This is a genomic window from Rummeliibacillus sp. POC4 (assembly GCF_003576525.1).
GTDB lineage: Bacteria > Bacillota > Bacilli > Bacillales_A > Planococcaceae > Rummeliibacillus.
The window spans coordinates 1-26,200 of the sequence record NZ_QWUA01000031.1; the positions used below are offsets into that span (position 1 = coordinate 1).

The window sequence follows — 26,200 nt, forward strand, 5'->3', positions numbered from 1 at the left end:
TTTTAGGATTAATAGAAAGCTATTTTATATTTAACTATATTTTACTTTTATTCTATTAATAAGTCATTCATTTGATATCATCTTTTACAAATTGTATTTTTAGTTTTAAGTACGACTGTACAACTATTTTCGAAGATTTTAAGCAAATGGTTAATGAGAGATAAATTTAATATACATCCAAATAGCCAAAATACCGATGATAAACAATGAGATAGCATAGCTAAAAGATGAATGCTTGACCGCTTCCATAAAGATTTCTTTCATGGTAACGACAACAATGATGCCTAACGCAATACTAATAATAAATGACCATAGTAAGGGATATTGCATACCAATGAAATTCCCTATTATTGCACCTATTGCTACAGGTAAAGATACAAAACAGATGATGAAGAGGAAAGTTTTAAATCTAAGACCTGCAAGAAATAACGGAACAAACATTGCTATCCCTTCAGGTATGTTATGTAAAATAAGCATTTGCAATAACGGTTTACTTATTTCAGAATGTTGACTTGAACCAAAAGCAATTCCTAGTGGAAGATTATGAATGGTAATGCTGATGGCTAATAACAATCCTGTTTGTATTAACTTTCCCTTTTGAGGATTTACTGTAGAAGGTATCAGTCTATGTGAAAGTTCATGTATTTTCACAAAACTTAAAATGCCGATTATAGAGCCTATTGTAAAAATCAGCAGCCCACCAAGCTCAATACTTTCAGGAGCAATCTCCAAACAAACTAGTCCCAATATTAAGCCTGTACATAAAGCATTAATGGTTGGTGTTTTTTGCTGTATACCCTTCAAAAATAATGCAATAATACCTCCCAGACCAATCCCTATTGCTGTAGCTAAAAAGCCAACAATTCCTATCGACAACATTTGCTCACCCCAAATTCTACTTATAATGATATATGGGATTCGCATAAAAATTATTCAGTTATTTACATAGCAAATTATAGTCAAAAACTGTTTCATTGCTTTTAAAATCAAAAAAGTGGATAGATCATATCAATAACTATGTCCATCCACTTAATCCATTTATTCTGTTACTCCTTTTCCAAATATCAACTTCAATAGAGGTGGTGTTGCTAATGTTGTAATCACAACAACTATAATCATCGGGGTATAATATTCTATTGGTAATAGTTTGCTATCTAGTCCCATAGCAGCAATAATTAGAGCAACTTCTCCACGGGAAATCATCCCTGCACCAACCCCCATTGACGAGCGCAAGTTGAATCCTGATAATTTTGCCCCCAAACCAGAACCGATAAATTTTGAAAGTAGTGCGATTAAAGAGAACACTACAATCAGGCCAATTTGGTTGCTTATACCTTCAAAGGTCACGGCCAAACCAATACTTACAAAGAAGAATGGAACAAAAATACCATTAGCAATTGGTTCAACCTTTTCTTCGATTTCTTTCTTAAATGTTGTTTGTGCTATCGCAATTCCTGCAAAAAATGATCCTATAATTCCTGCAATACCAAGAATCTCCCCAAAATATGCAAATCCAAAGCAAATGATTAAAGCACCACTTAATAACGGCTCTGTTACTCTTACTTTAGAAAATAGTCTTAAAAAATATGGAACTAACCATTTTGATGCCAGTATTAGAACCACAAAGAATAATATTTTCTTTCCGATTAGTAAAGCAATGCTTACATCAGAACCAGCAAAGAAACTCATCGCAATTGCTAATAAAACTACAACGATAATATCATCTAATACAGCTGCACCGAGTAATGTTGCTCCTTCTTTACTATTCAACCAACCTAATTCACGTAAAGTTTGAACTGAAATGCTAACAGAAGTAGCAGCTAGTAGCAACCCGATGAAGATTGCTTCAGCTGTAGAAAGGCCATAATAGTGTGCTCCTAAGTACCCCAGCCCAACTGGAGCAATAATTCCTCCAACGGCAACAAGTAGTGCTGCCTTTTTATTGCGATTTAAATCATTCAAATTTGTTTCAAGCCCCGCTAAAAACATTAATAACAGAACACCTATTTCACTAAAAGTATGTAATATTTCTGTATCATGTACCCAATTCAATAAAGCAGGGCCTAAAATGATACCAATCATAATCTTCCCTAATACGGATGGCTGACCAAGCCTAACACTTAAGTGACCAGCTAATTTTGTGGCCAATAAAATAATTACAATTTGAAGAATAAACAAATCATTTCCCCCTTTTTTGAAATAAAAAAACACATGGTGGGGCCAGGTTGACTGACTCCACCATGTGTTACGTTTAACTATTTGATTTACATTTATCATACAGGACAATTTAATCTTTGTAAAATAAAAAACTAGTGAGAGATTAATTGAATTATATTTCTAAGGTCTCTTTCTTATTCTTCATCTGAATACCTTTAATCGTGCTTTCTACTTTTGTTGGATCGTGTTGGACGATAAAGACTTTACTATACTTTGCATAGTACTGATCATCATGGGCTTTCGGGGATAAGATAATTAGCTTACGATTCAGTTCGGTTGCATATAATTCAAATACTTTTTCTTTGCGAATTTCATCTAATGCACTATCGAATTCATCTAAAATAATGTAACCGGGTGTCGTTTCTAAATGCTGTAGTAAAGCAAGTGCAAATAAGAGAGAGCTTAGTGACTCTTCTCCTCCAGATACTCCTCGCCCATGTTTACCGTTTCTTGCTTTTATACTTACATCTTCTAATTTGCTACCATGCCCATCTTTGTGTACTTTTACATATAACTTGAAGATTACTTGTCCACGGTGATTTTCAAAGCGTTCCCATGAAATTTCACTTTCAAAGTTAAATTGCCCCATATATTGTTGAAATCGCTTATTAAGTTTTAATACGTGCGTATTAATCGTTGTTTCTAATTTATCATCATTTTCTAAAACAAGATCTTTAACTTTATCTAAACGTTCTTCAATCTTCCAAATATCGAGTTGTTTTTTATCATATTCTGATTTACGTATTTTATAATTTTCTTCAGCATGTGGATCTACTCCTGCATTTCTAGCTGTTTCAAAGGCAATTTTTGATTGTTCATTTTGCGATAGTAAGCTCGACATTGATTCATCTTGAACAACTTGTTCCTGAAGTGCCTCTTCAAATAATTCGGGAATGACTATTTCTAAATCCTTTAGGATTATTTCATTTCTTGTTATTTCTGCTTTGATTGTTAGTATTTGATCATTAATTTCCATTTGTTTTTTATCAATATGTTGGATAGCATGTTCATTATTTTCTTTGTCATTTACCAATCGCCCAATATTACGCGATAAAGTATTCAGTAAATCCTGGATATCGTCAAATCGAAGTTGTTTCTCTCTTTTTGTCTTTTCATTGTCTCTTATATTGTGAATGAGTTGTTTTTCTTCTTTCTCATATTGCAATAATTTTTGTTGTTCTGCTTTTAATTCTCCCAATTTTTTATAAACTTCAAGTTGTTCTTGCAGTACTTGCTTTTGCAGTTGTTCCATTGCCTGTTGTGCTTGGATCTCTATTAACTGTTCTTGAAGATTTAAATTTTCTTGTTGTACATCTGAGATTTTTTCTTGTAATTGTTGGATAAGCTTTGTATGCTCGCTCTTTTTATCCATTTCTAATAAAAATGCTTCCGCCTTTTTTACATCTTTTATCACACTTTGTAAACTATTTATTTGCTGTTCATATTCAGCATTAGATTGGATATCTTCTTGAAGTTGTTTTTCAGTATCAGAAAGGTCTGTTTGCAATTGTATTAAACGTTTTTCTACTGCCTGACTACTTAATATAAAACTATCTTTTTCTTGTGGTCCTCGTATTCCTCGTTCATCCATTAATACCCCTTGTTCAAGTCTTGGTTGCTTTTCAAAGAATTGCTCAATCCAAAACAATACTTTGGTTGCTAAAATTATTTGTTCTTCGGATAGTTGTTCTCTAATTTTTAATTTTAGCTGGGGTAAATGATTCAAAAATTTTGTCGGTACAATGCCTGACAATGCCACATGATAAAGGTCATTGGCTGGTTCGCATGAACGGGCTTTATAAAAAATTGTATACTTAATCGGATCTATTCGTTTTTCATCCTTGAACGTTGCACTTGCTTCTAGTTCCACAAAATCGCGTAGTGTATATGCTTGAATTCCTTGCTTTTTTAGATGTTGGATTGCCTCTTTTTGGCGGATGGACATAATCTTGTTTTGTTGTAACATGGTAATTTCTAATTTTAATTGTCCGCATTTTTCTTCTGCTAAAGGAATTTTTTTTGCAAGGTGATTATACGCCTGCTTATTTTGTTGTAAGCTTTTTTCAACATGATAACTGCTCGTATATATAGACAACAGCTTTTTGAAGTCATCTTCTTGAGCAATGATCTTATTTAGTGCAAATTCTTCTTTTATCTTTTTATATTGCCATTCTTCTATTCTTCTAGAATTTTCTATAATCTTATATTTGTATAGTTCAAGTTCTTTTTTTAATTCTTCCATTTTTACTGTATTTTCAACTACAAGTTTTCTTGCATCTTCCTCACTATATTGGATCTTTTTTCGAAGTTCTTGGGTATTTTCAAGCTTTTTATTGAGATGCTCAATTTCTGCTTTTAATCGAACGTGTTGGTTGTGCAATGTTAGTTCTTTATGTTTTAGTTGGCGAATAGCTTTATCTAATTGATGACTTTGTTGTTCCTTTTGTTTTTTCCGTTCTTTTAATTCGGATATTTGATTAAGAATGACTGTACTCTTATTTTGTAATCCTTGTAATTGTTGTTGTGTCTTTTGGAATTCGAGCTCCAAATTTTTAAGTTCTTGTTCCAATTTTGCTTTTATGCTTAAAGTCAACCAAACATGATTTTTCCCATGTATACGTAGACTTCTTTCATTATTTTTGAAACGATTGTATGCTTCGTAGGCAATTTTCATCTGCGTTTCAATCATCTTGATATTACTTTTTGTAACTTGTAATTCTGCTTCTAAATCTTTTAAATGTTCAACACTAATTTCCCATTCCTTTTGAATTTCTTCAATATGATACATTTCGCTAAAACGTCGGAAGCGTTCTTCTGGTGTCATAGTAGCGAATTGATTGACCTCTTTTTGATACCAAATTAAGTAGAACATATCCGGATGAATTTTATATTTGTATATTAAATCATCTCGATACATCGAAAGATTCGAAAAATGGTCACCTGAACGATATGTTGCAATTTGTTTTAAATCATCTGGTGAATCTCCTGTATAAATCTTAAATTGTCGTTGAATAACCTCATTTGGTTCTTTTTTAATCAATAGCTGAAAAGCGATAAAAGGAGCGCCATCAATTTTGGAAACGCCTGTATTATGAAAAGTTAAGAACACTTCGGCATTCCATGTTTGACCAGAGCGTAAATTGGCTGAGCGTAAACCTTCAATATCAACTTTTGCGGAATACAAAACTGCTCCAATAGCAAAGGTGATTGTTGATTTTCCTGCTCCGTTTGGCCCTGATATTAAAATATGTTCACCATCTTCTCCAAATGTTAGTTTCACTGGTTTATAGTCTCGAATACCACTAAATTGTAAGCTATATGGAATCATAGTTCTTCCTCCTGCCTATACAAATTATGGCGTTTAAAAAATTTCACAACTTCTTCCTTACTTAACTGTGCCGATTGAGCAAATTCAGTCATTCTTCTTAGAAAAGAATTTGAAAACATATGTGCGCCAATCGCAGTTATCTTGTATGCTTGCTCCGATTGGGAAAGTTTAATATCTTCTACGGCACCGATTTTCTTTAATATCTCAATATTATTTTGTAATTTTCTACTTGCATGCTGCATTTCATGTCCAAAATCCATTAGCAATTGCTGTAACAATGTATATTCATGATTCAATACTTCTTGCTGATAGAACATGTATAATAATATCGCTAATGCTTCTTTGTTTAATGTCGATTTTGCTTGTTTTGCTGGGACTCTCATCATCACAATTAGTTGATCCCGTTTTTCATCGTAGATTACTTTAAAATATCTTGCGATTGCCTGATTCAATCGATTAATATAAGAATAAAATGCCTGTTCATCATTTTTAATATTCAACAGTTTTTCTACTTCTTTTCGTTTTAGCCCATAATTCTGTCCTTTGATTGCTGATGAAGAAGAGAAGAGTAATTGCATGAAGACTAATTCTTCTTCTGTAGATAAAAAAGCTTTAAGATTCTGCATCACCATCAAAGGATTTAGGTTTTGCTGTTCGTTGTCGTATACTATATTTTCTATCATCATCATTGCTCCACTCCCACTCTTTTTCGATGGTTTGTACATCTTCCTTACGATTTTCCTCTACATTCTGATTTCCTATTAAAGCTGATACCGCTAGTAATGTTCGAATACTGTCTCCCCAATTATTGGAACCTGATTGAACAATTAGCTGTTCCAATTCAACATCCTTTTTTCCTTCCAGAAATTCTTCTACTTCTTCCGTTTTAATATCTGATTTGGTCATTTGCCATGAAACTTCAGAAAATATATCGCGAGCATTGGCTTTTTCAATTATTTCTTCTACATACTGGATAGGCACTTTTTCAATATCTTCCACATTTGCTTGGGGTTCATAGTTTTCTAAATAATCAATTCCCTCTTCAATATCTAGTCTACTAATTGGAGATGTAAATTTGATAGGTATCCACAGTCCATCAATTCCTTCATCATCATATTCTTGTTGTTCCATAAAGCTAAAAATTTCATGTCCATTTGGAATATTTGAATCTACAGGAGGCTCATACATATTGACGATGAATTGCCGTACCTTTTCTGGAGAAATACTGGTCGTTATAGGTGAATTTTTCATCATAACAAAACGATTGTATTTGTTTAAAAGTCCTAAACTCAAATCTGTTCCTTTTGTAAAAGCAGCTGCTCCTCTTTTCATTAAAGATTGCATAGCTTCATCAACTGACTTACATTGTTTTAAACGCGCATTCATCTTGTCATCTATTTCTCGCATTAAAGAATACAATTTTTCAATCCTCGGTAATGCATTTTTTTCCGCTAATAACTCTAATTGATGTAATTCAATTTGTTCGATCGCTACTTCGACATTTCTAATCATAGAAGCAATTTTGTGTTCACCTGAAATGCCACAATCATCATAGGCTTCACTTAACTCTGCATCACGGATTGCTTGGAATAATGGTCGAAAAAGATCATCTTGCATATGATAGGCCAGAGAATCATTTGCCATTCTTATGAGCATGTCAATCATTCGCTTACCTCTATCAAGCAGCTTTAACTTTTTCTTCTGCTTAGATATCCAGTTATGCTTTGCTAAAGTATTGCAAATTTGAATTACCTTTTCCAAAGATGGAGGTTCTCCGTCATGAAAATAGTGGATATAGCGATAAAATAATTCTTCCTCTGTTTCAATTGTTCGAGTTAAACCTAAAGCTTCTTCATTTAATAATTTAAGGATTTTTAAGAAACGAAGAATTTCAATCGGAGTTTGATAGATTTGTTGTGAATGCAAGTCATTTAAAACCCCTGAAAGTGACACTATATCACGCATTGTTTTCCTTAAATGTACTTGCTGAACAGTATTATCGAATATTGAAATCGGTATTTTATCTAATGATTGGTCGATTTTTTCCATGAAGGAACACCCCATATTTATAATTTTCTAAAAATTATCATTAAAAAAATTCAACTATGTATAAAAATACATAAATTTATTAAGTGTAGTAGAACCCATAAATTGATACTTTATTATCTATTTCTCTATTAAATGGTTAAAATCCTATCATTCAGCAAATAAAAACAAGAATGCCGATTGATATGGCATCCTTGTTTTTACTTTCACTATTTAAAATTAAGAAAGCTTTACAGATTCTTCTTGTAGTTTCACCAAAAATTCTTTCATCAATCCTGGCAAATCTGGCCAAGCGTGACCACTTATTAAATTGCCATCTTTATGAAGCGTTTCATCGATGTATGTGCCACCAGCAACTTGTACTTCAGGTTTGCAAGCTATATATGCGGTAAGCTCTCTTCCTTTAATCACCTCAGGTATAACTGCAAAAATTTGAGCCGCATGACAAACTGCAGCGATTGGTTTATTTGCTTCAAAGAAATGGGCTACAATACCTGGAATATGCTCATTTAACCGAATATATTCTGGAGCACGCCCACCAGGAATGATCAAACCATCATATTTCTCCGGTTTTATCTCTTCAAAACTAGCGTTTGCTTGTAAGCCATAACCAGGCTTTTCAGTATAAGTATCAACACCATCTATAAAATCATGGACAACCGTTTGAATTTTTTTAACGCTTGGAGCAGCAATTGTTACATCAAATCCTTCTTCTAAACAACGATAATATGGGTAATATACTTCTAATGCCTCAACTGCATCTCCTGTTAATATCAAGATCTTCTTCGTCATCTCATCATCCCTCCATCAAAGTATCATACGTAATTATAATTCGACATATGATTTAGAAAACCTTTACTAAAATACCGTTAATATATGTCTAAAAGAAAAAATCCCCCCTATCTTTAAAATAGTTAGGGGGGATCACACCTATTGTAGTATTTCTAAACTCGATAAATAGTAATTCTGATCATCCATCGGTAAAATAGATTTTAAATGTTTAATTTCTATAGTCTTTTCCTTTACCCTTGAAAACAAATCAAATGTTTCGAGGAAAAATTGTTGGTCTTCATTTGAATATATATGATAAATTTTATTGTTTTTAAAAGTTATTTGTTCTAGCCGACTATTTCCTTTCTCTTCACGGCTAAGTTGTACAATTTTCTTAATATCTCCTGAAGTAACTTGATAATCGTAAACTTCACCTAAACCGTTTACATAAAAGAAATGGCCATTTTTTATGTAAGCTGAATTGTTAAAGTTAAATGGTAGACCGTTCTCAACTTCATCCTCGGATCGATATTGTATGAATGGGATTGTCTTTACTTTTTTCGTACTACGATTAACGATAACTAAATTTAAATCCTCACTTTTTTCAGATTGATAATGTGTCATAACAAAATATAAGTTATGATTATCTGCTACTACTGGTGTAATAGCATCTAATTCTCCCGCATTTTCCAAGTGCAAATCAATTAGCTTTTTAGTCAATACTTTAGACTTCAATTGTACTTGTCGCAAAGCGAACTCCCCTGTTATTAAATCTTGAGTGACAATAATGAGGCGATCGGATAATTGCCCGACAGTTGATATAAAAAAAGGAATATGTGCTGATTGAATTTTTTCCTCTCCGCCGTAACGAATAGTCGTTATATAATCATCCTTTTTACTGAACCCAGTATTATATAAGCTATAAAACTGTCTCGTTTTAGATAGATATCCGGTTCTAATTCCTCTTAATTCTTCTGTAAGCATATCATAATTTTCCACTGAATTCCCTAGCATTATTACCTTTTTAGAATCCTCAATGAAAAGAACTTTTTTATTAAAATATGTACTTCCACTTTCCAAACCGGACAGTTTTAATGCATGCAATTCTCCTTTTTGATTGATAAATATCGCTTTGCTATTTCCTTTTCCTTTTTGTAACACATCTGTAGTAGATGATGCATATAGAACCGCTAGTTGCTGATTCAAAAAATTTGGTTGTGTCAACTCTGAAAATGATAGCTCTACTCCATTTGTTTTTGATGTTTTTTTTAAGCCTTCAAACGCGAAAGTTCCAATAATTATAAATATAATAAATGAAACTAACATAATCTGTTTTTTGTATTTCATGATTCCTCCAAGCATTCTACACATTTTGTATAATTTAATGAAAGTAAATACCTTCATCTCTTAATATTCCAAATATGTTTCTATATTACCATAATCCAGGAAAAATTTTGAATAGTTTTAAAAATCATTTCCGTAATAAATTAATTTAAAAAGCCGATTCCACTTGTTCGAATCGGCTTAACTAACAGCTATATCTTGATAATACCAATTTAAAAAATCTTCCTTCCTAACCATGTTTAGTACACATGGGGTCTGTTCTAACCATTCGAGTTTTTTCCATTCATAGTGGAATTGTTGTTCAACATTAAGCGTCATGTACGGTAATTTTGCTTGAGCTTTTTGTGAACGAATATTTTCAAGTCGAGCCCCAGCAAAAACATAATTTAAGTGCAATTTCTCAAATGCTATTTTAAGTATTTCTATTTTAGCAATTTCATTGTATCCTTTCCCCCAATATTCGCGCCCCAGCCACGTACCAACGTGACATGACTTTTGCATTTCGTCTATGTTTTTTAATGAAATAACACCAATAATATTATTCCCCTCGTCAAGAATCACACGGGAAATATGATGTCCTAACTTTTCCTCTAATTGCATCAGTCTTATAAAATCTCTTGTACCAGGAACAGAACATTGTACATTTGTCATACCAAGAGCATTTCGCACATCCGAGACACTCGTCAATTTAGAAATTTCTTCAGCATAGCTTACATCATGTGGAACTAAACGAATACATACCATTTAAAAACCTCCCTGAAGTACTACTTCCTCCAAGGTTGCTTGTATTTCGATCCTACGTTGTTCGAATATTGCAACCATATTAAATAAGATTGCTATAATTATAGACATAAAATAGACACATTTTCAAATTATTTCTATAAAATTATATGAATATTCTTTACGGGCATCATAAACATAGAATTTAAATCACTATAAAATTATATTATTTTGGGAAAATTCAGATAAAAAAGAGGGTTTGAGTTATAAGTATAGAAATAATAGTTTTACCAAAGCATAAGGAGATGACTTATATGAAGGACATAAATACTGGAGTTTTTCTTTCTGTTTTAGGATTAATATTATTAGTTTCTGGAATTTTCGCACCAATTTATAGTCTCGGCATTCGATGGTTATTAGGAATATTAAGCGTATCTTCTTTTTACACAAGCTATACTATGATTACAACAAAAAATAGACGTCAAAAAAATTACAACGTCCGTTTCTAAATTTTAAAGCAATATCTATTAAAATAATGAACGAGCAACTAAAATTATAATAACTATCAGTTGCCCGTTCATAATATATGGATTTCTATAAATTACTCTTTTTCTTTAGCACGTGCTTCTGTCATTTGTTTCCAAACAGATCCCATTGCTTCTTTGCCTTGAGAAATACGGGCAATTGCCATCTTCACTTGTAATTTAACTTCAAACTCTGAATCACTACTTGCTTCCTCTAAAGCTTTCAAAGATGCCTCAGTACCTGTTTCATACAAGAACATAGCCGCTCTCCAACGAACTAGTTTGTTACGATCTTTGAGAGCTTCCATCATCGCTGGTTCAAACTCTTCAAATCCTAAGTCACTTATGCAATCACCAGCAGTACGACGAACGGATGCGCTTCTATCTTGTAATGCTCGAACTAAACTTGGTACAACTTTTTTATCTTCAATCATTCCAAGATATACTGTTGCAAGACGACGAATTGACATTTTCTCATCTTCTAATGCCTTTTCTAACAATGGTAAATCACTAACTTCCGGGTCAGCCATTTGATCGAGTAATTGGAAACGTTTTTCCCAATCCTCTTTTTCGAATTCTTCTATATTCACTTTTCGTTTACGTTGTTCAACTACTGTCTTTTTCTCGTTGTTAGCTGTTATCAATTCTGCTAATCGACTTTCTGGATACGCAGCTTCTAACTCATCCACGATACTCTTTCCAATTTCTTCTTTATCTCCATATCGAACACCATAATCTACCCATTTACGTTGTAATATATAGTTTTCATCACCTTGCATAGCTTTGTTAAATGCATCTATAAAACGCTTTTCTAATCCAAAACGTTGTTCAGATATGCTATCGAAAATTTTCACTTGGAGCGGAATACCTTTGAACATTTGAACATGCACATAAACTTCGCCATAATGCTCATCTATTTGTTCACCAACTGAGGCTTCATGTTGTTCTCCAAAAGCATTACGAACAGCTGCTAAAATATTTTCCCAATCATATTTTGAAATGCGTTCAACTGCTAAAAAATCTGCAACATGATATACACCTTTCACACCCTCAATGGAAAGAATTTCTTGAATTTCTTTTGGAGCATCTTGTTTGTTTTTATCATTATAATTATTGGCAGTACCAAAAGGTAATTCTTGGTCAAGGATTACCTTCATCGTATTTGGACTTGGAGTCGGTTCAATTGCAACAATTTTCATCTAATTTTCCCCTTTTAATATTTATCGCTAAATTTGTGAAATGAGATTGTAGAAGAAAAGCTTTACCCATTTACAATATCTTGTAAATATTCCCAACGTTCGATAAGATGTTCATATTTTGCATTGAGTTCTTCTAATTCGGAAGTCAAATTTTGTAGTAAAGTGAAATCAGATCCTGCTCCAGCAATACCTTCTTCAGCAATCATAATTGCTTCCTCTACTTTCGCAATATCAGCTTCAATTGTTTCCCATTCTTTTTTCTCTTTAAATGATAATTTTTTCTTTTGTGGTTTCATCTTTTTTTCAATAGTTTTTTCTACTTTTTCTTGTTTAACAGTAGATACAGGTTGAGTTTGTTCATGATTCGCAAGATAATCACTATAAATGTCCAGGCTTTCTTCAACACCACCATGTCCATTTAACACCCATAACTTTTTAGCAATTCGGTCGAGGAAGAAACGATCATGAGAAATAGTGACAACAACACCTTGGAATTGTTCGATGAAATCTTCCAATACAGAAAGTGTTTCAATATCTAAGTCATTTGTCGGTTCGTCTAATAATAAAACATTTGGTTGTTCCATTAATAATTTCAAAAGATATAAACGTTTTCTTTCTCCACCAGATAATTTACCAATAGGTGTTCCATGAGTATGTAGCGGAAATAAAAATCGTTCTAACATATTTGCTGCTGAGTGATGTTCACCTGTAGCATCTTCAATATCATTTGCTGTTTCACGTATATACTCAATCATTCTCTGGTTTGTATTCATATCCGGAAGATGTTGCGTGAAATGTGCTATACGAACAGTCGAACCTACATCAATTATTCCTTCATCAGGTTGGATATCTCCAGCTAGTATATTCAATAATGTACTTTTCCCTGCTCCATTTGCACCAATAATACCAATTCGATCACCTTGCTGTAATAGAAAAGAGAAGTTCTTGATAAGGTGCTTATCTTGATATCCCTTGGAAATATCCTTTGCTTCAATAACTTTTTTGCCTAATCGAGAAGTGGCTAAGCCTAGTTCTAAATTTGTATCATCTGTTTTATGTTCTAGATTTTCTTCAAGGTCTTCAAAACGTTGAATACGCGCTTTTTGTTTTGTTGATCTTGCTTGTGCACCACGACGAATCCATTTAAGTTCAGAACGATATCGATTTCTCATTTTCGCCATTGTTGCTACTGCCATTTCTTCTCGAATCGCTTTAGCTTCCAGATATGCTGCATAGTTACCATTATGCTTGTACAATGTTTGATTTGCTAGTTCATAGATATGGGTAGAAACTGCATCAAGGAAGTAGCGATCATGTGTGATAAAAATAACTGCTCCTTTTAATCGTAATACCATTTCTTGAAGCCATTCTGTCGATTGTACATCTAAATGGTTGGTAGGTTCATCTAATAAATATAAATCTGCTGGCTCAATTAAAACCTTTGCTAAAGCAACACGTTTTTGCTGTCCACCTGAGAGATTAACAACTTGTTCTTCAAATGTTTCAATACCTAGCTTTGTTAAAGCCGTTTTGGCCAGAGCATTGACATCCCAAGCATGTAGTTGATCCATTTGTTGTTGTAATCGAAAAAGCTGATCTTGCAAAGTTACAGACTCTGGTTGACTACTTAGCAATGCTACAGTTTCTTCATACTGGCGATTTAAACGTAATATTGGTGAGTCTCCTGCGAATACGGCCTGTAGTACTGTTTCACCAGGTTCGAAAACCGGATTTTGTGGAAGATATGCTATTCGGTATTTGTTTGGATGGTCTAAATCAAGTGAATCTGCTTCCAACTCTCCTGCTAAAATGGACATTAATGTAGATTTTCCTGTACCATTAATCCCGATTAACCCTGCTCTCTCCCCTTCTACAATTGTAAATTCGATATTTTCAAATAGCGTTTTATCGCCAACAGTTTTTGTGCAATTCGAAACGATTAAATGACTCATAGTTTCCCTTCTCTTTCTAACTTCAATTGTTGTAAAAAGTCTACCATAAATTGATGGCGAGCTTCAGCCATTTGCTTACCCTTTGTTGTGGTCATTAAATCTTTTAGTAATAATAGCTTTTCATAAAAATGAGTTACAGAAGCTGTTTCTTTTTTACGGTATTCTGCCTCCGTCATTTGAACTCGAACTTCTTCCTTTTCATCATACAACTTTCTTCCTTTGGCACCACCATAAGCAAATGTTCTCGCAATCCCTACCGCACCGATAGCATCTAGTCGATCTGCATCGCGAACAATTTTCGCTTCAATAGATTTAGCTTCCAGTTCGTTTCCTCCTCTAAAAGATACAGAGGCAATGATTTCTTGTATTTTTTGAATTTCATCTTGTTTTAAATCAAGTTGGTTTAGAATGGTCGATTCGTTTTCTTTACCAGTTGTATACTTAGGATCACTTACATCATGTAAAAGCACAGCTAATTGAACTAATTCTCCATTTGCTGTTGGCTCTGTTTCTAAAATTGTTTTTGCATTCATCATTACTCGTTCAATATGTTGATAATCATGACTTGCGTCAAATTGATCATAAATAGATTTTACAAGTTGTTCACATTGTTTCACTTTGTTCATCTAAAAAACTCCTTTTTTGCCCAATGATATTATTATAACGGTATTTCACGTATCATAGTTATTTTACAGATCATTTTATCCAATCATTTTAAGAGAAACTTTATAAGGGATGGAATTCTTTAACGGCCAATTATAAGAATTTGGTTTATCATTCCCATTTTCTGTCATTTTAACTTAAACTCCTCGCTAAAATTTAAAATGTATAAAATGCATATTATTCTTTTAAAATTGTTTTTTTTCTACATATTGATGTTTTTTTCTAAATAATAGATAGTGACTTTTTTGCCAATAATGGTAAAATAACATTAGAAGGATTTTTCTAAAAAGGGGGATTCAATGGATATTACAATCGGTTTTTCAGATGATTATACACAACTTCTTTCACCAGAACTTGAAAAAAGATTAGAAACAATTTATACCGACATGAAATCCAAGACAGCTTTTGGTTCAGATTATTTAGGTTGGCTAAATTGGCCAAGTTCTATAAGTCAAGAATTATTAGAAGAAATTAAAACTACTGCTAATCATATCCGTTCCACTTCTGATGTCTTAATCGTAATTGGTATTGGAGGCTCCTATCTCGGTTCCAAAGCAGTCATTGAAGCTCTATCTATTCCATTTGAAAAGAATGATAGCTTAGAAGTCATATTTGCCGGTCATTCTGTCAATGGTAGTTACTTAAAAAAATTATTGAAGTACATTGATGGCAAAGAAGTAACAGTTAATGTTATTTCAAAATCCGGAACGACAACTGAACCTGCTATTGCGTTTCGATTTTTACGTCAGTATATGGAAAATCGTTATGGGTCATCAGCGGCATCACGAATTATCGTAACAACAGATCAGGAAAAAGGCGCTCTCCGTTCACTTGCCATTGAGCAAGGTTATAAACGTTTTGTTGTTCCTAATGATATAGGTGGTCGTTATTCTGTTTTTACTGCCGTTGGATTATTGCCAATTGCAGCAGCTGGATTCAATATCATTGAGCTTATTGCAGGGGCCAAAAAAGCAGAAGAACAATTCGGTCACTTTGACATGTATAATAATCCTGCTATTCAGTATGCAGTTTTGCGCAAGCGCTTGCATGATAATGGCTATTTAATTGAAATTATGGCGTCATTTGAGGAAAGATTGAAATATCTACAAGAATGGTGGAAACAATTATTTGGTGAAAGTGAAGGAAAAAATAAAAAAGGAATATTTCCTTCATCTGTTCAATACTCAACAGACTTACACTCTTTAGGGCAATATATTCAAGATGGGCAAAGAAACTTATTTGAAACATTTTTAATGGTGAAGAATATAGATGAAGATTTAACAATTTTAGAATCTAACAATAATGGTGATGAGTTAAACTATTTGAGTGGCTTATCCTTGCATGCATTTAATAAAGTATGCCATGAAGCTACAGCCAATGCGCATTTAGATGGCGGGGTTCCCCATATAACGATTACTATCGACCAAATTGATGAAATGCATATTGGTCATCTATTATACTTTTATATGATGGCTTGTGCATATAGTGCTTATCTACTTGAAATTAATCCTTTCGACCAACCTGGTGTAGAAGCATATAAAACCAATATATTTAAAATGTTAAAAAAGCCAGTGTATTAAGTCTGCTGATCTTTTAATATTCTAGTATCCGCGTTAACTGAAAGGCAACGGATTACAAAACATATAAAAAGGCGTATTGTCCTTAGACAATACGTCTTTTTTATTTCTCATTGATGAAAATAATACGTCATGAATGAGTTTTATTTTATATTCGATAAATTCTAGCTTCATAAGGCTTTAATTTTAGGGCTTTTAATGGATCATGATTCTCTACTTCTTTATTTGATAGCAATAGATTCTTTCTTTCAAAAATAATACCGTCGATTTCATCTGTATTAACTGTTTGTGGTGATAAATTGCTTACAATCATTACTTTTTCATTATTGAGCGTACGTGTATATGCAAAAATACGTTTGTGTTCACCCAATACTAAATTGTATTCACCATATATAAAAACCTCATTTTCCTTGCGCAAACGAATCATTTCTTTGTAAAAGTTGAGGATTGAATTCGGATCTACCTTCTGTTTTTCGACATTGATTTCGGTATAGTTTGGATTTACACCTATCCATGGTTTTCCATCTGTAAATCCTGCATTCGCTTTGTCTGACCATTGCATTGGAGTACGAGCGTTATCGCGACTGGATGACCAAATGATATTCATCACTTGCTCATGCGTATCACCCATCGCTATACGTTCAGCATAAAAGTTTTTATCTTTCACGTCATCATACTCTTCAATAGATGAAAATTTCACATTGGTCATACCAAGCTCTTGACCTTGGTATATAAACGGTGTTCCCTGCATAAAGAAATACATAATGGCTATAGAAGTAGCACTTTCCTTCCAATATTCCTGATCATTCCCCCAAGTGGACACACTTCTAGCAATATCATGATTTTCTATAAATAAGGCATTCCAGCCACTACCTTCTAATGCCTTTTGCCAGTTAGTCAGTACTCTTTTTAATCCTGGAATATCTAATTGAATTTCAGCATTCGCATCCCAAAGTGAGAGATGCTCAAATTGGAAAATCATATTGAATTTCCCTTCATTTTCATCTACCCATTCACGGATTTCATCAATACCTACTCCATTTGCTTCAGCTACTGTCATAATGTCATATTTTGCAAATGTTTCTTTCTTTAATTCATTTAGAAATGTTAAAATCCCTTCGACATTCATATATTTTTCCCATGCAGGTACATAAGGTAGATTTGTTGGATTTGGCATATTAGAGAAAGTCGTGTCCTTTTTGATATGACTAATCGCATCAACTCTAAATCCATCGATTCCTCTATCTAGCCACCACTTAATCATTGTATACAATGATTGTCGGACATCTTCATTTTCCCAATTTAAGTCAGGTTGTTTTTTAGAAAATAAGTGTAAATAATATTGTTCTGTCTTTTGATCGAATTCCCATGCAGAACCACCAAAAATACTCTCCCAGTTATTTGGCTCCTTTCCATTAACTGAATCTCGCCAAATATACCAATTTCTTTTGTCATTTTGTTTGGAAGATCTTGACTCTATAAACCAGGGATGTTCATCGCTTGTATGATTAATGACAAGGTCAATAATGAGTTTCATCTTACGTTTATGGATTTCATCTAATAACCTATTAAAGTCTTCCATTGTTCCGTACTCTTCCATAATATCTACATAACTACTAATATCATACCCATTATCATCATTTGGAGATTGATAAACGGGACAAATCCATATTACATCTATACCTAAATCTTGTAAGTAATCTAGTCTTGAAAGTAACCCTCTTAAATCTCCTATGCCATCATTATTCGAATCTTGGAAACTCCGCGGATATACTTGATAAGCGACCGCTTCTTTCCACCAAGCTCTTTTCATAGGTCACCTCATTTAATGTCTATTTTTCAAACTTAATACTTTTACATGAATTACGTTCAATTAGGGTTGTTGGCACAAAATGATGTTTTATCGTTATTTGATCAGATCCAACTTGTTCATATAAATAATTTGCTGCCTCAAAACCCAATTCAAATATCGAGATATCCACTGTCGTTAATGGAGGCTTTACATACTCAGAGAGAGCATGGTTATTAAAACTTACAATTGAAATGTCTTCTGGAACATTTATAGATAAATCCTCTAAATAGCGAATAATTTCATATGCAACTAAATCATCATGAGCGATAATGGCTGTTGGTGGCATATCTAGCTTCATTAATTCTTGGATACTTTTAATGCCTTTTGTTTTAAAGTCTTCATCTCTAATAAAATACTCATCAATAAAGTATAGATTCTTTTCCTTTAAACCCTGTTTATATCCCTCTAAACGATCTAAAGAAACAACAAAATCGATATCCCCACCAACAAATGCAATATGTTGGTGCCCTAATTTTTCAAGATAATTCACCATATTCTTGGAGATTGTTTTATTATCATTATCTATATATGAAATTTCCTTTTCGTTTTCATATGGACGCCCTACCATTGTGAATGGAAATTTTACTTCTTTTAAATATGCCATCGTACGATCATTGACTCGAGAATAGAGCAAGATGATTCCATCTACTTTTTTCCCTTGTACCATCGACACTACTTCCTTATATATCTCTTCTTCTGTACCACCAGTAGACAAATAAATTCCATATTGGTTTGAATGAGCGCTTGAGCAAATACCTCTTATTACTTCTGGGAAGAATGGATTCTGAAAAGCAAGAGATGTCGAATGGGACATAATTACACCTATTGTATTTGTCCTTTTCGCAGCTAAATTTCTTGCTTGAAAGTTGGGATAATACTTTAAGCGTTCCATCACTTCCCTTACCCTGCGTTTTGTTTGTACGCTAATCCTTGGACTATCCGCAATGACACGAGAAACCGTAGAAGGCGAGACATTTGCTTCTTTCGCTACATCAATAATTGTTACTGCCAATGGAACATCTTCCTTTCAATATTACTTAACTGCACCTTCTGAAACTCCTTTAATAATTTCTCTTTGTGCTATGAAATAACCGACTATTACCGGTATTATGGCTAAAGTGAGACCTGCTAATGCTAAATGCCATTGTTTTGTATATTCCCCAAAGAAGAAGAACATCTTCAATGGTATCGTCTCCATTCCTTGTTGGTTTATCACTAATGATGGTAATAAATAATCATTCCAAATCCAAATCGTATTTAAAATGGCTACTGTAACTGTTATTGGCTTTAGCATTGGGAAAATAATGTGCCAAAAAATTTGAAACCTATTTGCTCCATCAATAGTTGCTGCCTCATCTAATGATTTTGGAATAGAATTTAACGCTCCATGATATAAAAAGATTGATAAACTTGTACCAAAACCTAAATACATAATGATGATTCCGAAACGATTCAGCATTTCGAATTTTCCGAAAATCGTTACAAGTGGTATCATAACAGATTGGAAAGGAATTAACATAGCTGCTACAAAAATAAAGAAAATTACTGTTGCAACCTTACTTTTCATACGCGACAATGCATAGGCAGCCATTGCAGAAAAGACAATAATTACTACTAAACTACAAATTGTAATTAGCAGTGAGTTTCCAAATGTTCTTAAAAAGTCTAATTCCTTAAATGCCTGAATGTAATTATCAAAAGAAAAAGTGCTTGGTGGTTTTAATGTGTCTGAAAATATTTCTTTCTTAGTTTTAAATGAGTTGACAATCATCAAATAGAAAGGCGATAACCAAATTAGCGCCAGTAGAATCCCTAATATTTCAATTGGTATTAAATAAGCCTTTTTCATCACATCTCCACCTCACGTTTCTTGTTTAAATATACTTGCAATAACGCAATTGCTGCTACAATGATAAAGAATATAACTGCTTTAGCTTGAGCATATGCCATATTGTATTGTGAAAATGCGGTATTGAAGATTTCCATAGCGACCATTTGAGTAGAATTGTAAGGTCCGCCACCAGTGAGTGATAGATTTTGATCGTAAAGTTTAAACGTATTTGATAGTGTCAAAAACAAACTAACTGTGAATGCCGGTGCTACTAATGGGAAAACAACATACCAAAATCTTTGGAAAACGTTAGCACCATCTATTTCAGCTGCTTCTACTAATTCTTTTGACACACCCTCTAGATACGACACATAAATAACCATTATATATCCAGACATTTGCCAACTCATTAAAATCACTAAACCCCAGAAACCTGTCTCAGGAGTTGATAGCCAACCTTGTAATTTTTCACTGCCGATTATTGACCCGAAGCTAGCAAAGGCTTTCGTGAAAATAAACTGCCAGATAAACCCGAGGATTAATCCCCCTATCAGATTTGGCATAAAAAATATAGTTCTTAGTATTTTATTTGTCTTTAACTTTGTTGTAACAATAAGAGCTAAAGATAAACCAAACGTATTAATTAATATGATTGAAACAATTGAAAACTTGGTTGTAAACCAAAGAGAATTTATAAATTCTTTATCATGAAAAAGCTCTATGTAATGCTTAAATCCTACATATTCTTTTACTTGTATTCCATTCCAATCTGTAAAAGAATAATAAACGCCTACGACTAACGGTGCTACAACAACTACTGCTAATGCGAGTAACGCTGGGAATAAGAAGAACCAATAAGTTAAGTCCTTTTTACGCATCTTTTCACCTCCGATATATCAATGAATGACCTTTCATCCTAAATGAATATTGATGAAAGGTCATCCTTTTCCAAAAAGATAATTTCTATAATGGACTTTACTACCTATTAATGTTGAATAATTTTTTATTTACGATTATCTTCCCATGATTTTTTAGTTGTGTTTACAACTTCATCCCATGATGCTTTTTTGCTTAAGTATTTTTGAATTTGCACACCCAACTCGTCTTGTCCCCAACCTGTTGGATAACCCATAAACGTCCAACCAATTGTTTTACCTTCATTTGCATATTCATAAACGGCTTTAGATAGTGGATCTGAGATTTTAGAAGCATCGTATCCACTATAGGCTGGAATAAACTTAAAATCATTGATAACTGTTTCTTTACCTTTTTCAGAAGTATATAACCAATCTAAGAATTCTTTAGATGCCTCGATTACTTCTTTTTCAGCATTATTGTTAACACCCCAGTACATTGGAATCCCTACTGGAATACTGTCTTCTTTATACCCTTCTACAGGAATTGGTAAAATTCCAATACCATTGTTTGCAAATTCTTCATCGATTCCAGCGATTGATCCATATATCCAGTTTCCTTGTTGAATAATTGCTACTTTTTGAAGAGAGAATAATTCTTCAACTTGTTTTGAATAGTCCAAGCTTACAGTAGGTTGAACGGAGTATTGATTTTGCAAATCTAATATTTTCTTGAATGCATCACCATACTTAAAATCAACCTTTTTAGCATCATAAGCAGTTAAAACATTATTATCGAACTCCGGAGCAAGAAATGTATTTGATAAATGTAGACCCGTTACCCATGTTTCTTTACCAGGTAATGCAAATACAGATTGAATTCCTAATTCTTTTTTCTTGCTATCTAATTCTTTTACAGCTTTTTCTAACGAAGCGTAATCCGTAATTGTCGTCGGATCAATTCCTGCTTTTTTGAAGATATTTTTATTGTATATAAATCCGTAACCTTCTTGATTGTATGGAACACCTAGCACTTTCCCATCTAATGTTACTCCATCAAGTGTTCCTTCTAATGCAGCACCTGCAGCTCCTGAATCCGATAGATCCGCTAGCTTATCCTGCCAATCTGCCACATCTTGTGGTCCACCGATATTATAAATGGATGGTTCCTTACCCGAAGCAAATTTTGAGCGAAGAGCTGCGCCGTAATCCTCTCCTCCACCAACAGTTGTAATGTTAATTTTTACATCTTTATGTTCGTTTTCATAATCTTTCGCTACTTTTTCAAATTGATCTTTAAACTCCACTTTAAACTGGAACACGTCAATCGTGACTTGCTTATTTTTTGATCCTGATGTCCCCTCATTTGATGAATCTTCGTTAGAACCACACCCCGTTAAAATCCCCGTAATCCCTAGTGACATAGCTAAGAGCCCTGCACGCCATTTGTTTTTCACTTTTTCTCTACCCCTTTGTGATAAATTTTCATTTGCAAGCGTTTGCATAATTAATATAAAAAAATAATTCAAAATGCGAAAACGTTTGCACATAATGAATTATTTAAATCCTAACATATTGCTATTTATATAACAATATCTAATTTATGCGCAATTCTGTTTTTTTATCAAAGAAATGTGCATATTTTAGTTGGAATACTAGATTAATATAATCCCCAGGATGAACTGTTTTAGCAGAGTCAATTTTTCCTACAAAATTCTGTCCTTCCAAGTTTGCATATATCATTTGTTCCGCTCCTGTTAGTTCAGCTACTTCAATTTGTGTTTCAACAATATAATCATCATTACTTACAGAGTTGTTTTTCTCATTGCTTATATGTTCTGAACGAATCCCCATGAAAACTTCTTCACCATTGTAATTTTGTAATATTGACTGAAATTCTGTTGGCAATGGTATAGTTTTTTCACCAATTTGAATAGAACCTGATTGATAAACTCCTGTAAAAAAGTTCATAGCAGGTGAACCAATAAATCCTCCGACAAAAACATTTGCAGGTGCATCATACACTTCCTTTGGCGTACCAATTTGTTGGATAACCCCATCCTTCATGATGACAATTCTTGTTGCCATTGTCATTGCTTCTGTTTGGTCATGTGTAACATAAATGGTTGTCGGCTTTAATCGGTTATGTAGCTTAATAATTTCTGTGCGCATTTGTACACGTAATTTTGAATCTAAATTGGATAATGGTTCATCCATTAAAAATATTTTAGCATCACGAGCTATTGCACGACCTAATGCAACACGCTGACGTTGACCACCTGATAATGCTTTTGGTTTTCTGTTTAAATATGGTTCTAAATCTAAAATTGCTGCAACTTCTTTCACTCTTTTTTCAATTTCCTTTTTTGGGACTTTACGCATTTTCAATCCAAAAGCCATGTTATCAAACACTGTCAAATGTGGATATAAAGCATAATTTTGAAATACCATTGCAATATCACGATCTTTTGGTGGAACTTCATTCATACGCTTCCCATCGATTAAAAACTCTCCTTCTGAGATTTCTTCTAAACCAGCGATCATTCTTAAAGTTGTACTTTTTCCACAGCCAGATGGTCCAACAAAAACGATGAATTCTTCATCTTCTACATCTAGATTAAAATCTGATACGGCCTTTAGCTTTGTCTTATTATCATATATTTTCGAAATTCCTTTTAATTTTAAAGTTGCCATGTCTTTACACTCCCTTTTCTGTATTGCAAGAGTTTTGAGCGATCAATGACTAATAATGCAGCACCAAGCATTCCTGCCTCATTTCCAAAGACTGCTTTTTTAATTTCTAAAGGTTTTAATTTTAATGGTTCTACTTCAGTAAGAAGAAAACTCCACCAATCATCAGATGATTCAGAAACTCCTCCACCTATAACAACACAATCCATATCTAAAATTGCCTGTAAATTAGATATGACAATAGCGAAATCGGTAAGGAAAGCATTGCGAACAGCTATTGCACCTTTGTGGCCATTTGCTGCCATCTTAAATAATTCATGTGGAGTTACCAATTCCTCAGTTTTGGGATCTATAACATTATTATTTAATATTAACCTTCTTAAAGCAGTCCCAGAAACATATTCTTCACTGCAACCATATCGTCCACAGCCACAAAGAATACCATTAGGATACAAAATCATATGACCAATTTCTCCACCACCACCGTGCGCACCATTCATAACATTTCCATCAATAATTATTCCGCCACCCAATTTAGTTCCTACTGTTAAACAAACCACTCGACGATAATCCTTTGCAGAGCCAAGATATGACTCAGCTAGTGCTGCACAATTTGCATCGTTATTTATTTCTACACGAATTCCTGTAGCAGCTTGTAATTGTTTCTTTACATGAGTCCCTTTCCAGCCGGGTAATTCGGTTTCAAAAGTGACTATTCCTTCTTCACTATCTACCATCCCTCTCGTTCCTATACCAATCCCTATTAAATTAGGAAATTGTTTTTGTACCTCGAGAATTTTCTCTTCTAAATAAGGGTATAAAGGTAATTTTGTTGGAATCGTCGTATCAGCTATAACTTCACCAGTCTCACTTACAACACCTATACGTATTTTAGTTCCACCAATATCAACACCTAGTACTAGGCTCATTCTAGTTATCCCCTCCCAAAAGAAAGAACAAACGCTTCATACGGCCGAACTTTAAGCGTATTTCCTTCAATTTTTATATCCTCATAATTAGCAATAATTACTTTAAATTTATAATCTTGAATTTTGCAACATGACAGGTCTAATAATTCAGTTTCTTTAGAAAAGTTACTGATGACTAACCACTCTTGCTTTTCAAAAATACGTTTATAGACAAATAGATTGACATGATTAGCTAACAATAATTGAAATCGTCCATATGTGATAATATCGTGTTCTTTTCTTAGCTGAATAAGCTTTTGATACGTATAAAAAATAGATGATGTGTCTTCAAGCGCAAGTTCAGCATTGATTTTCGGTGTGTTGGGATTCATGTTAATCCACGGAGTTCCTGTTGAAAATCCTCCATCTGTACTCCATTGCATCGGAGTTCTTGCATTATCACGACCTGCTGCGTAAATACTGTCTAGTATTTCTTTATGTGGAATTCCTTGATTGCTTTTTTCCTTATACATATTCAAAGTTTCAATATCACGATAATCTTCTATCGATTTAAATTTTACATTCGTCATACCAAATTCTTCGCCCTGATAAATATATGGCGTTCCTTGTAACATATGAAGACAGATTGCTAGCATTTTAGCAGATTTTTCTCGATACTTTTCGTCATCACATCCAAAACGTGAAACAACTCGAGGTTGATCATGATTATTCCAATAAAGACTATTCCAACCTTTGTTATAAAGTGCTGTTTGCCATTTTTCTAAAACTTTTTTTAGCTTTACTAAATTGAAAGGTTGAATATCCCATTTTTCAAAAGGTCCATGATCGATATCCATATGTTCAAAAGTAAAGATCATGTTAACTTCTTGATTTGAAGGATCCGTATAAATTTTCGCTTCATCTGTAGAAGTACCAGGCATTTCACCTACTGTCATCACGTCATAATGGCTTAATACCTTAGCATTCATTTCTTGTAAATATGTATGAATATTAGGCCCATTAATATAATATGGACTTCCATCTCCATACAACTGACCAGCATAAACTTTCCCATCTAGTAATTTACTATCCTTTGAGATAAAATTGATCACATCCATTCGAAAACCGCCAATTCCTTTATCAAGCCAATAGGACATCATTTTATAAATGTCATCTCTTAGAGGTTGATGTTCCCAATTTAAATCAGGTTGTTTTTTTGAAAAAAGGTGTAGATAATACGAATTTGTGTTTTTTTCCTTCTCCCAAGCGCTACCTGAAAATACAGATCCCCAATTATTTGGTGGTAATTCACCATTTCCTTCACGCCAAATATAATAATCTCTATATTGTGAGTCCTTAGAGGAACGAGATTCTATGAACCAATGATGTTCATCTGACGTATGATTAACAACAAGGTCCATTACAATTCGAATCCCTACTTTTTTGGCCTCTTCTAACAATTGATCAAAGTCTTCCATTGTACCAAACTCACTCATAATTGAACTATAATTTCGAATATCATAACCATTATCATCATTTGGAGAATCATAAATTGGACTTAGCCAAATTACATCTATTCCTAACTTTTGCAAATAAGGAATCTTGGAAATAATTCCTTGTAAATCACCAATTCCATCCCCATTTGAATCCATAAAACTTCTCGGATAAATCTGGTAAACAACACTTTTTTTCCACCAAGGTTCGCTCAAAGGAACCATTAACG

General features: G+C 33.5%; 21 protein-coding genes. 2 read left to right on the plus strand and 19 right to left on the minus strand.

Translation table 11 applies throughout. The annotated features are described in order from the left end of the window. Positions 1–150 precede the first annotated feature (150 nt). The 8 genes from D1606_RS11020 to D1606_RS11055 all read right to left on the minus strand — a co-directional run bounded on the left by D1606_RS11020 (position 151) and on the right by D1606_RS11055 (position 10,450). Entirely contained in the window at positions 151–879 is a 729-nt protein-coding gene (locus D1606_RS11020) for a ZIP family metal transporter (protein WP_158582361.1), read from the minus strand. A gap of 159 nt (positions 880–1,038) precedes the next feature. Next, positions 1,039–2,178, minus strand: a complete 1,140-nt coding sequence (locus tag D1606_RS11025; RefSeq protein WP_119416065.1) for a cation:proton antiporter — start codon at positions 2,176–2,178, stop codon at positions 1,039–1,041. Positions 2,179–2,329: 151 nt separating this feature from the next. Beyond that, positions 2,330–5,545, minus strand: coding sequence for a coiled-coil domain-containing protein (locus D1606_RS11030; RefSeq protein ID WP_119416066.1), 3,216 nt, complete (start codon positions 5,543–5,545; stop codon positions 2,330–2,332). Further along, positions 5,542–6,228, minus strand: a complete 687-nt coding sequence (locus tag D1606_RS11035) for a hypothetical protein (protein WP_119416097.1) — start codon at positions 6,226–6,228, stop codon at positions 5,542–5,544. Before D1606_RS11035 ends, D1606_RS11030 begins: the two co-directional genes overlap by 4 nt. Next, a complete protein-coding gene (locus tag D1606_RS11040; RefSeq protein ID WP_233548081.1) occupies positions 6,158–7,594 on the minus strand; it encodes a hypothetical protein in 1,437 nt (478 codons plus the stop codon). Before D1606_RS11040 ends, D1606_RS11035 begins: the two co-directional genes overlap by 71 nt. Before the next feature lie 216 nt (positions 7,595–7,810). Continuing rightward, positions 7,811–8,383, minus strand: a complete 573-nt coding sequence (locus D1606_RS11045; protein ID WP_119416067.1) for a DJ-1/PfpI family protein — start codon at positions 8,381–8,383, stop codon at positions 7,811–7,813. A gap of 138 nt (positions 8,384–8,521) precedes the next feature. Beyond that, positions 8,522–9,709 (minus strand): hypothetical protein, encoded by a 1,188-nt coding sequence (locus D1606_RS11050; RefSeq protein ID WP_119416068.1) that lies wholly within the window; start codon positions 9,707–9,709, stop codon positions 8,522–8,524. A gap of 177 nt (positions 9,710–9,886) precedes the next feature. Next, positions 9,887–10,450, minus strand: coding sequence for a GNAT family N-acetyltransferase (locus D1606_RS11055; protein ID WP_119416069.1), 564 nt, complete (start codon positions 10,448–10,450; stop codon positions 9,887–9,889). A 290-nt stretch (positions 10,451–10,740) separates the two neighbouring features. On the opposite strand from D1606_RS11055, the gene D1606_RS11060 reads away from it, so the two are divergent. Further along, positions 10,741–10,935 carry a hypothetical protein gene (locus D1606_RS11060; RefSeq protein WP_119416070.1) on the plus strand — a complete coding sequence of 65 codons (195 nt, stop codon included), beginning with the start codon at positions 10,741–10,743 and terminating at the stop codon, positions 10,933–10,935. 92 nt (positions 10,936–11,027) lie between these two features. Here the strand turns inward: D1606_RS11060 and D1606_RS11065 are convergent, their stop codons facing one another. The 3 genes from D1606_RS11065 to D1606_RS11075 form a co-directional block, all read right to left on the minus strand. Next, on the minus strand, positions 11,028–12,149 hold the full coding sequence (locus D1606_RS11065; RefSeq protein ID WP_119416071.1) for a conserved virulence factor C family protein: 1,122 nt from the start codon (positions 12,147–12,149) through the stop codon (positions 11,028–11,030). 62 nt (positions 12,150–12,211) lie between these two features. Further along, positions 12,212–14,101, minus strand: a complete 1,890-nt coding sequence (locus tag D1606_RS11070; protein WP_119416072.1) for an ABC-F family ATP-binding cassette domain-containing protein — start codon at positions 14,099–14,101, stop codon at positions 12,212–12,214. After that, the gene (locus D1606_RS11075; protein WP_119416073.1) at positions 14,098–14,727 is read right to left on the minus strand and encodes an HD domain-containing protein; all 630 of its coding nucleotides are present in this window, start codon (positions 14,725–14,727) and stop codon (positions 14,098–14,100) included. Before D1606_RS11075 ends, D1606_RS11070 begins: the two co-directional genes overlap by 4 nt. 336 nt (positions 14,728–15,063) lie before the next feature. Here D1606_RS11075 and D1606_RS11080 point away from each other — a divergent pair, with 336 nt between their 5' ends. Continuing rightward, a complete protein-coding gene (locus D1606_RS11080) occupies positions 15,064–16,344 on the plus strand; it encodes a glucose-6-phosphate isomerase (RefSeq protein WP_119416074.1) in 1,281 nt (426 codons plus the stop codon). A gap of 145 nt (positions 16,345–16,489) precedes the next feature. Here D1606_RS11080 and D1606_RS11085 read toward each other — a convergent pair whose 3' ends face one another. The 8 genes from D1606_RS11085 to D1606_RS11120 form a co-directional block, all read right to left on the minus strand. After that, positions 16,490–18,154, minus strand: coding sequence for a glycoside hydrolase family 13 protein (locus tag D1606_RS11085; RefSeq protein ID WP_119416075.1), 1,665 nt, complete (start codon positions 18,152–18,154; stop codon positions 16,490–16,492). Positions 18,155–18,173: 19 nt separating this feature from the next. Then, positions 18,174–19,205, minus strand: coding sequence for a LacI family DNA-binding transcriptional regulator (locus D1606_RS11090; protein ID WP_119416076.1), 1,032 nt, complete (start codon positions 19,203–19,205; stop codon positions 18,174–18,176). 21 nt (positions 19,206–19,226) lie between these two features. Then, positions 19,227–20,042 carry a carbohydrate ABC transporter permease gene (locus tag D1606_RS11095; RefSeq protein WP_119416077.1) on the minus strand — a complete coding sequence of 272 codons (816 nt, stop codon included), beginning with the start codon at positions 20,040–20,042 and terminating at the stop codon, positions 19,227–19,229. Continuing rightward, positions 20,042–20,902, minus strand: a complete 861-nt coding sequence (locus tag D1606_RS11100; RefSeq protein WP_119416078.1) for a carbohydrate ABC transporter permease — start codon at positions 20,900–20,902, stop codon at positions 20,042–20,044. The genes D1606_RS11095 and D1606_RS11100 overlap by 1 nt, the downstream gene beginning before the upstream one ends. A gap of 125 nt (positions 20,903–21,027) precedes the next feature. After that, a complete protein-coding gene (locus D1606_RS11105) occupies positions 21,028–22,335 on the minus strand; it encodes an ABC transporter substrate-binding protein (RefSeq protein ID WP_233548082.1) in 1,308 nt (435 codons plus the stop codon). A gap of 139 nt (positions 22,336–22,474) precedes the next feature. Further along, entirely contained in the window at positions 22,475–23,572 is a 1,098-nt protein-coding gene (locus D1606_RS11110) for an ABC transporter ATP-binding protein (protein WP_119416079.1), read from the minus strand. Further along, positions 23,560–24,498: an ROK family protein gene (locus D1606_RS11115; RefSeq protein WP_119416080.1), complete on the minus strand. Its 939-nt coding sequence runs from the start codon at positions 24,496–24,498 to the stop codon at positions 23,560–23,562. The genes D1606_RS11110 and D1606_RS11115 overlap by 13 nt, the downstream gene beginning before the upstream one ends. Positions 24,499–24,503: 5 nt before the next feature. Continuing rightward, positions 24,504–26,186: a glycoside hydrolase family 13 protein gene (locus D1606_RS11120; protein WP_119416100.1), complete on the minus strand. Its 1,683-nt coding sequence runs from the start codon at positions 26,184–26,186 to the stop codon at positions 24,504–24,506. Positions 26,187–26,200 lie beyond the last annotated feature (14 nt).

What these genes read in the sequence shown, in the direction of transcription:
- D1606_RS11075 (WP_119416073.1), bottom strand. Translation starts at nt 14,727, where the DNA reads ATGAACAAAGTGAAACAATGTGAACAACTTGTAAAATCTATTTATGAT.
- D1606_RS11035 (WP_119416097.1), bottom strand. Translation starts at nt 6,228, where the DNA reads ATGATAGAAAATATAGTATACGACAACGAACAGCAAAACCTAAATCCT.
- D1606_RS11020 (WP_158582361.1), bottom strand. Translation starts at nt 879, where the DNA reads ATGTTGTCGATAGGAATTGTTGGCTTTTTAGCTACAGCAATAGGGATT.
- D1606_RS11060 (WP_119416070.1), top strand. Translation starts at nt 10,741, where the DNA reads ATGAAGGACATAAATACTGGAGTTTTTCTTTCTGTTTTAGGATTAATA.
- D1606_RS11045 (WP_119416067.1), bottom strand. Translation starts at nt 8,383, where the DNA reads ATGACGAAGAAGATCTTGATATTAACAGGAGATGCAGTTGAGGCATTA.
- D1606_RS11070 (WP_119416072.1), bottom strand. Translation starts at nt 14,101, where the DNA reads ATGAGTCATTTAATCGTTTCGAATTGCACAAAAACTGTTGGCGATAAA.
- D1606_RS11050 (WP_119416068.1), bottom strand. Translation starts at nt 9,709, where the DNA reads ATGAAATACAAAAAACAGATTATGTTAGTTTCATTTATTATATTTATA.
- D1606_RS11115 (WP_119416080.1), bottom strand. Translation starts at nt 24,498, where the DNA reads ATGAGCCTAGTACTAGGTGTTGATATTGGTGGAACTAAAATACGTATA.
- D1606_RS11085 (WP_119416075.1), bottom strand. Translation starts at nt 18,154, where the DNA reads ATGAAAAGAGCTTGGTGGAAAGAAGCGGTCGCTTATCAAGTATATCCG.
- D1606_RS11040 (WP_233548081.1), bottom strand. Translation starts at nt 7,594, where the DNA reads ATGGAAAAAATCGACCAATCATTAGATAAAATACCGATTTCAATATTC.
- D1606_RS11080 (WP_119416074.1), top strand. Translation starts at nt 15,064, where the DNA reads ATGGATATTACAATCGGTTTTTCAGATGATTATACACAACTTCTTTCA.
- D1606_RS11065 (WP_119416071.1), bottom strand. Translation starts at nt 12,149, where the DNA reads ATGAAAATTGTTGCAATTGAACCGACTCCAAGTCCAAATACGATGAAG.
- D1606_RS11030 (WP_119416066.1), bottom strand. Translation starts at nt 5,545, where the DNA reads ATGATTCCATATAGCTTACAATTTAGTGGTATTCGAGACTATAAACCA.
- D1606_RS11110 (WP_119416079.1), bottom strand. Translation starts at nt 23,572, where the DNA reads ATGGCAACTTTAAAATTAAAAGGAATTTCGAAAATATATGATAATAAG.
- D1606_RS11095 (WP_119416077.1), bottom strand. Translation starts at nt 20,042, where the DNA reads ATGAAAAAGGCTTATTTAATACCAATTGAAATATTAGGGATTCTACTG.
- D1606_RS11100 (WP_119416078.1), bottom strand. Translation starts at nt 20,902, where the DNA reads ATGCGTAAAAAGGACTTAACTTATTGGTTCTTCTTATTCCCAGCGTTA.
- D1606_RS11055 (WP_119416069.1), bottom strand. Translation starts at nt 10,450, where the DNA reads ATGGTATGTATTCGTTTAGTTCCACATGATGTAAGCTATGCTGAAGAA.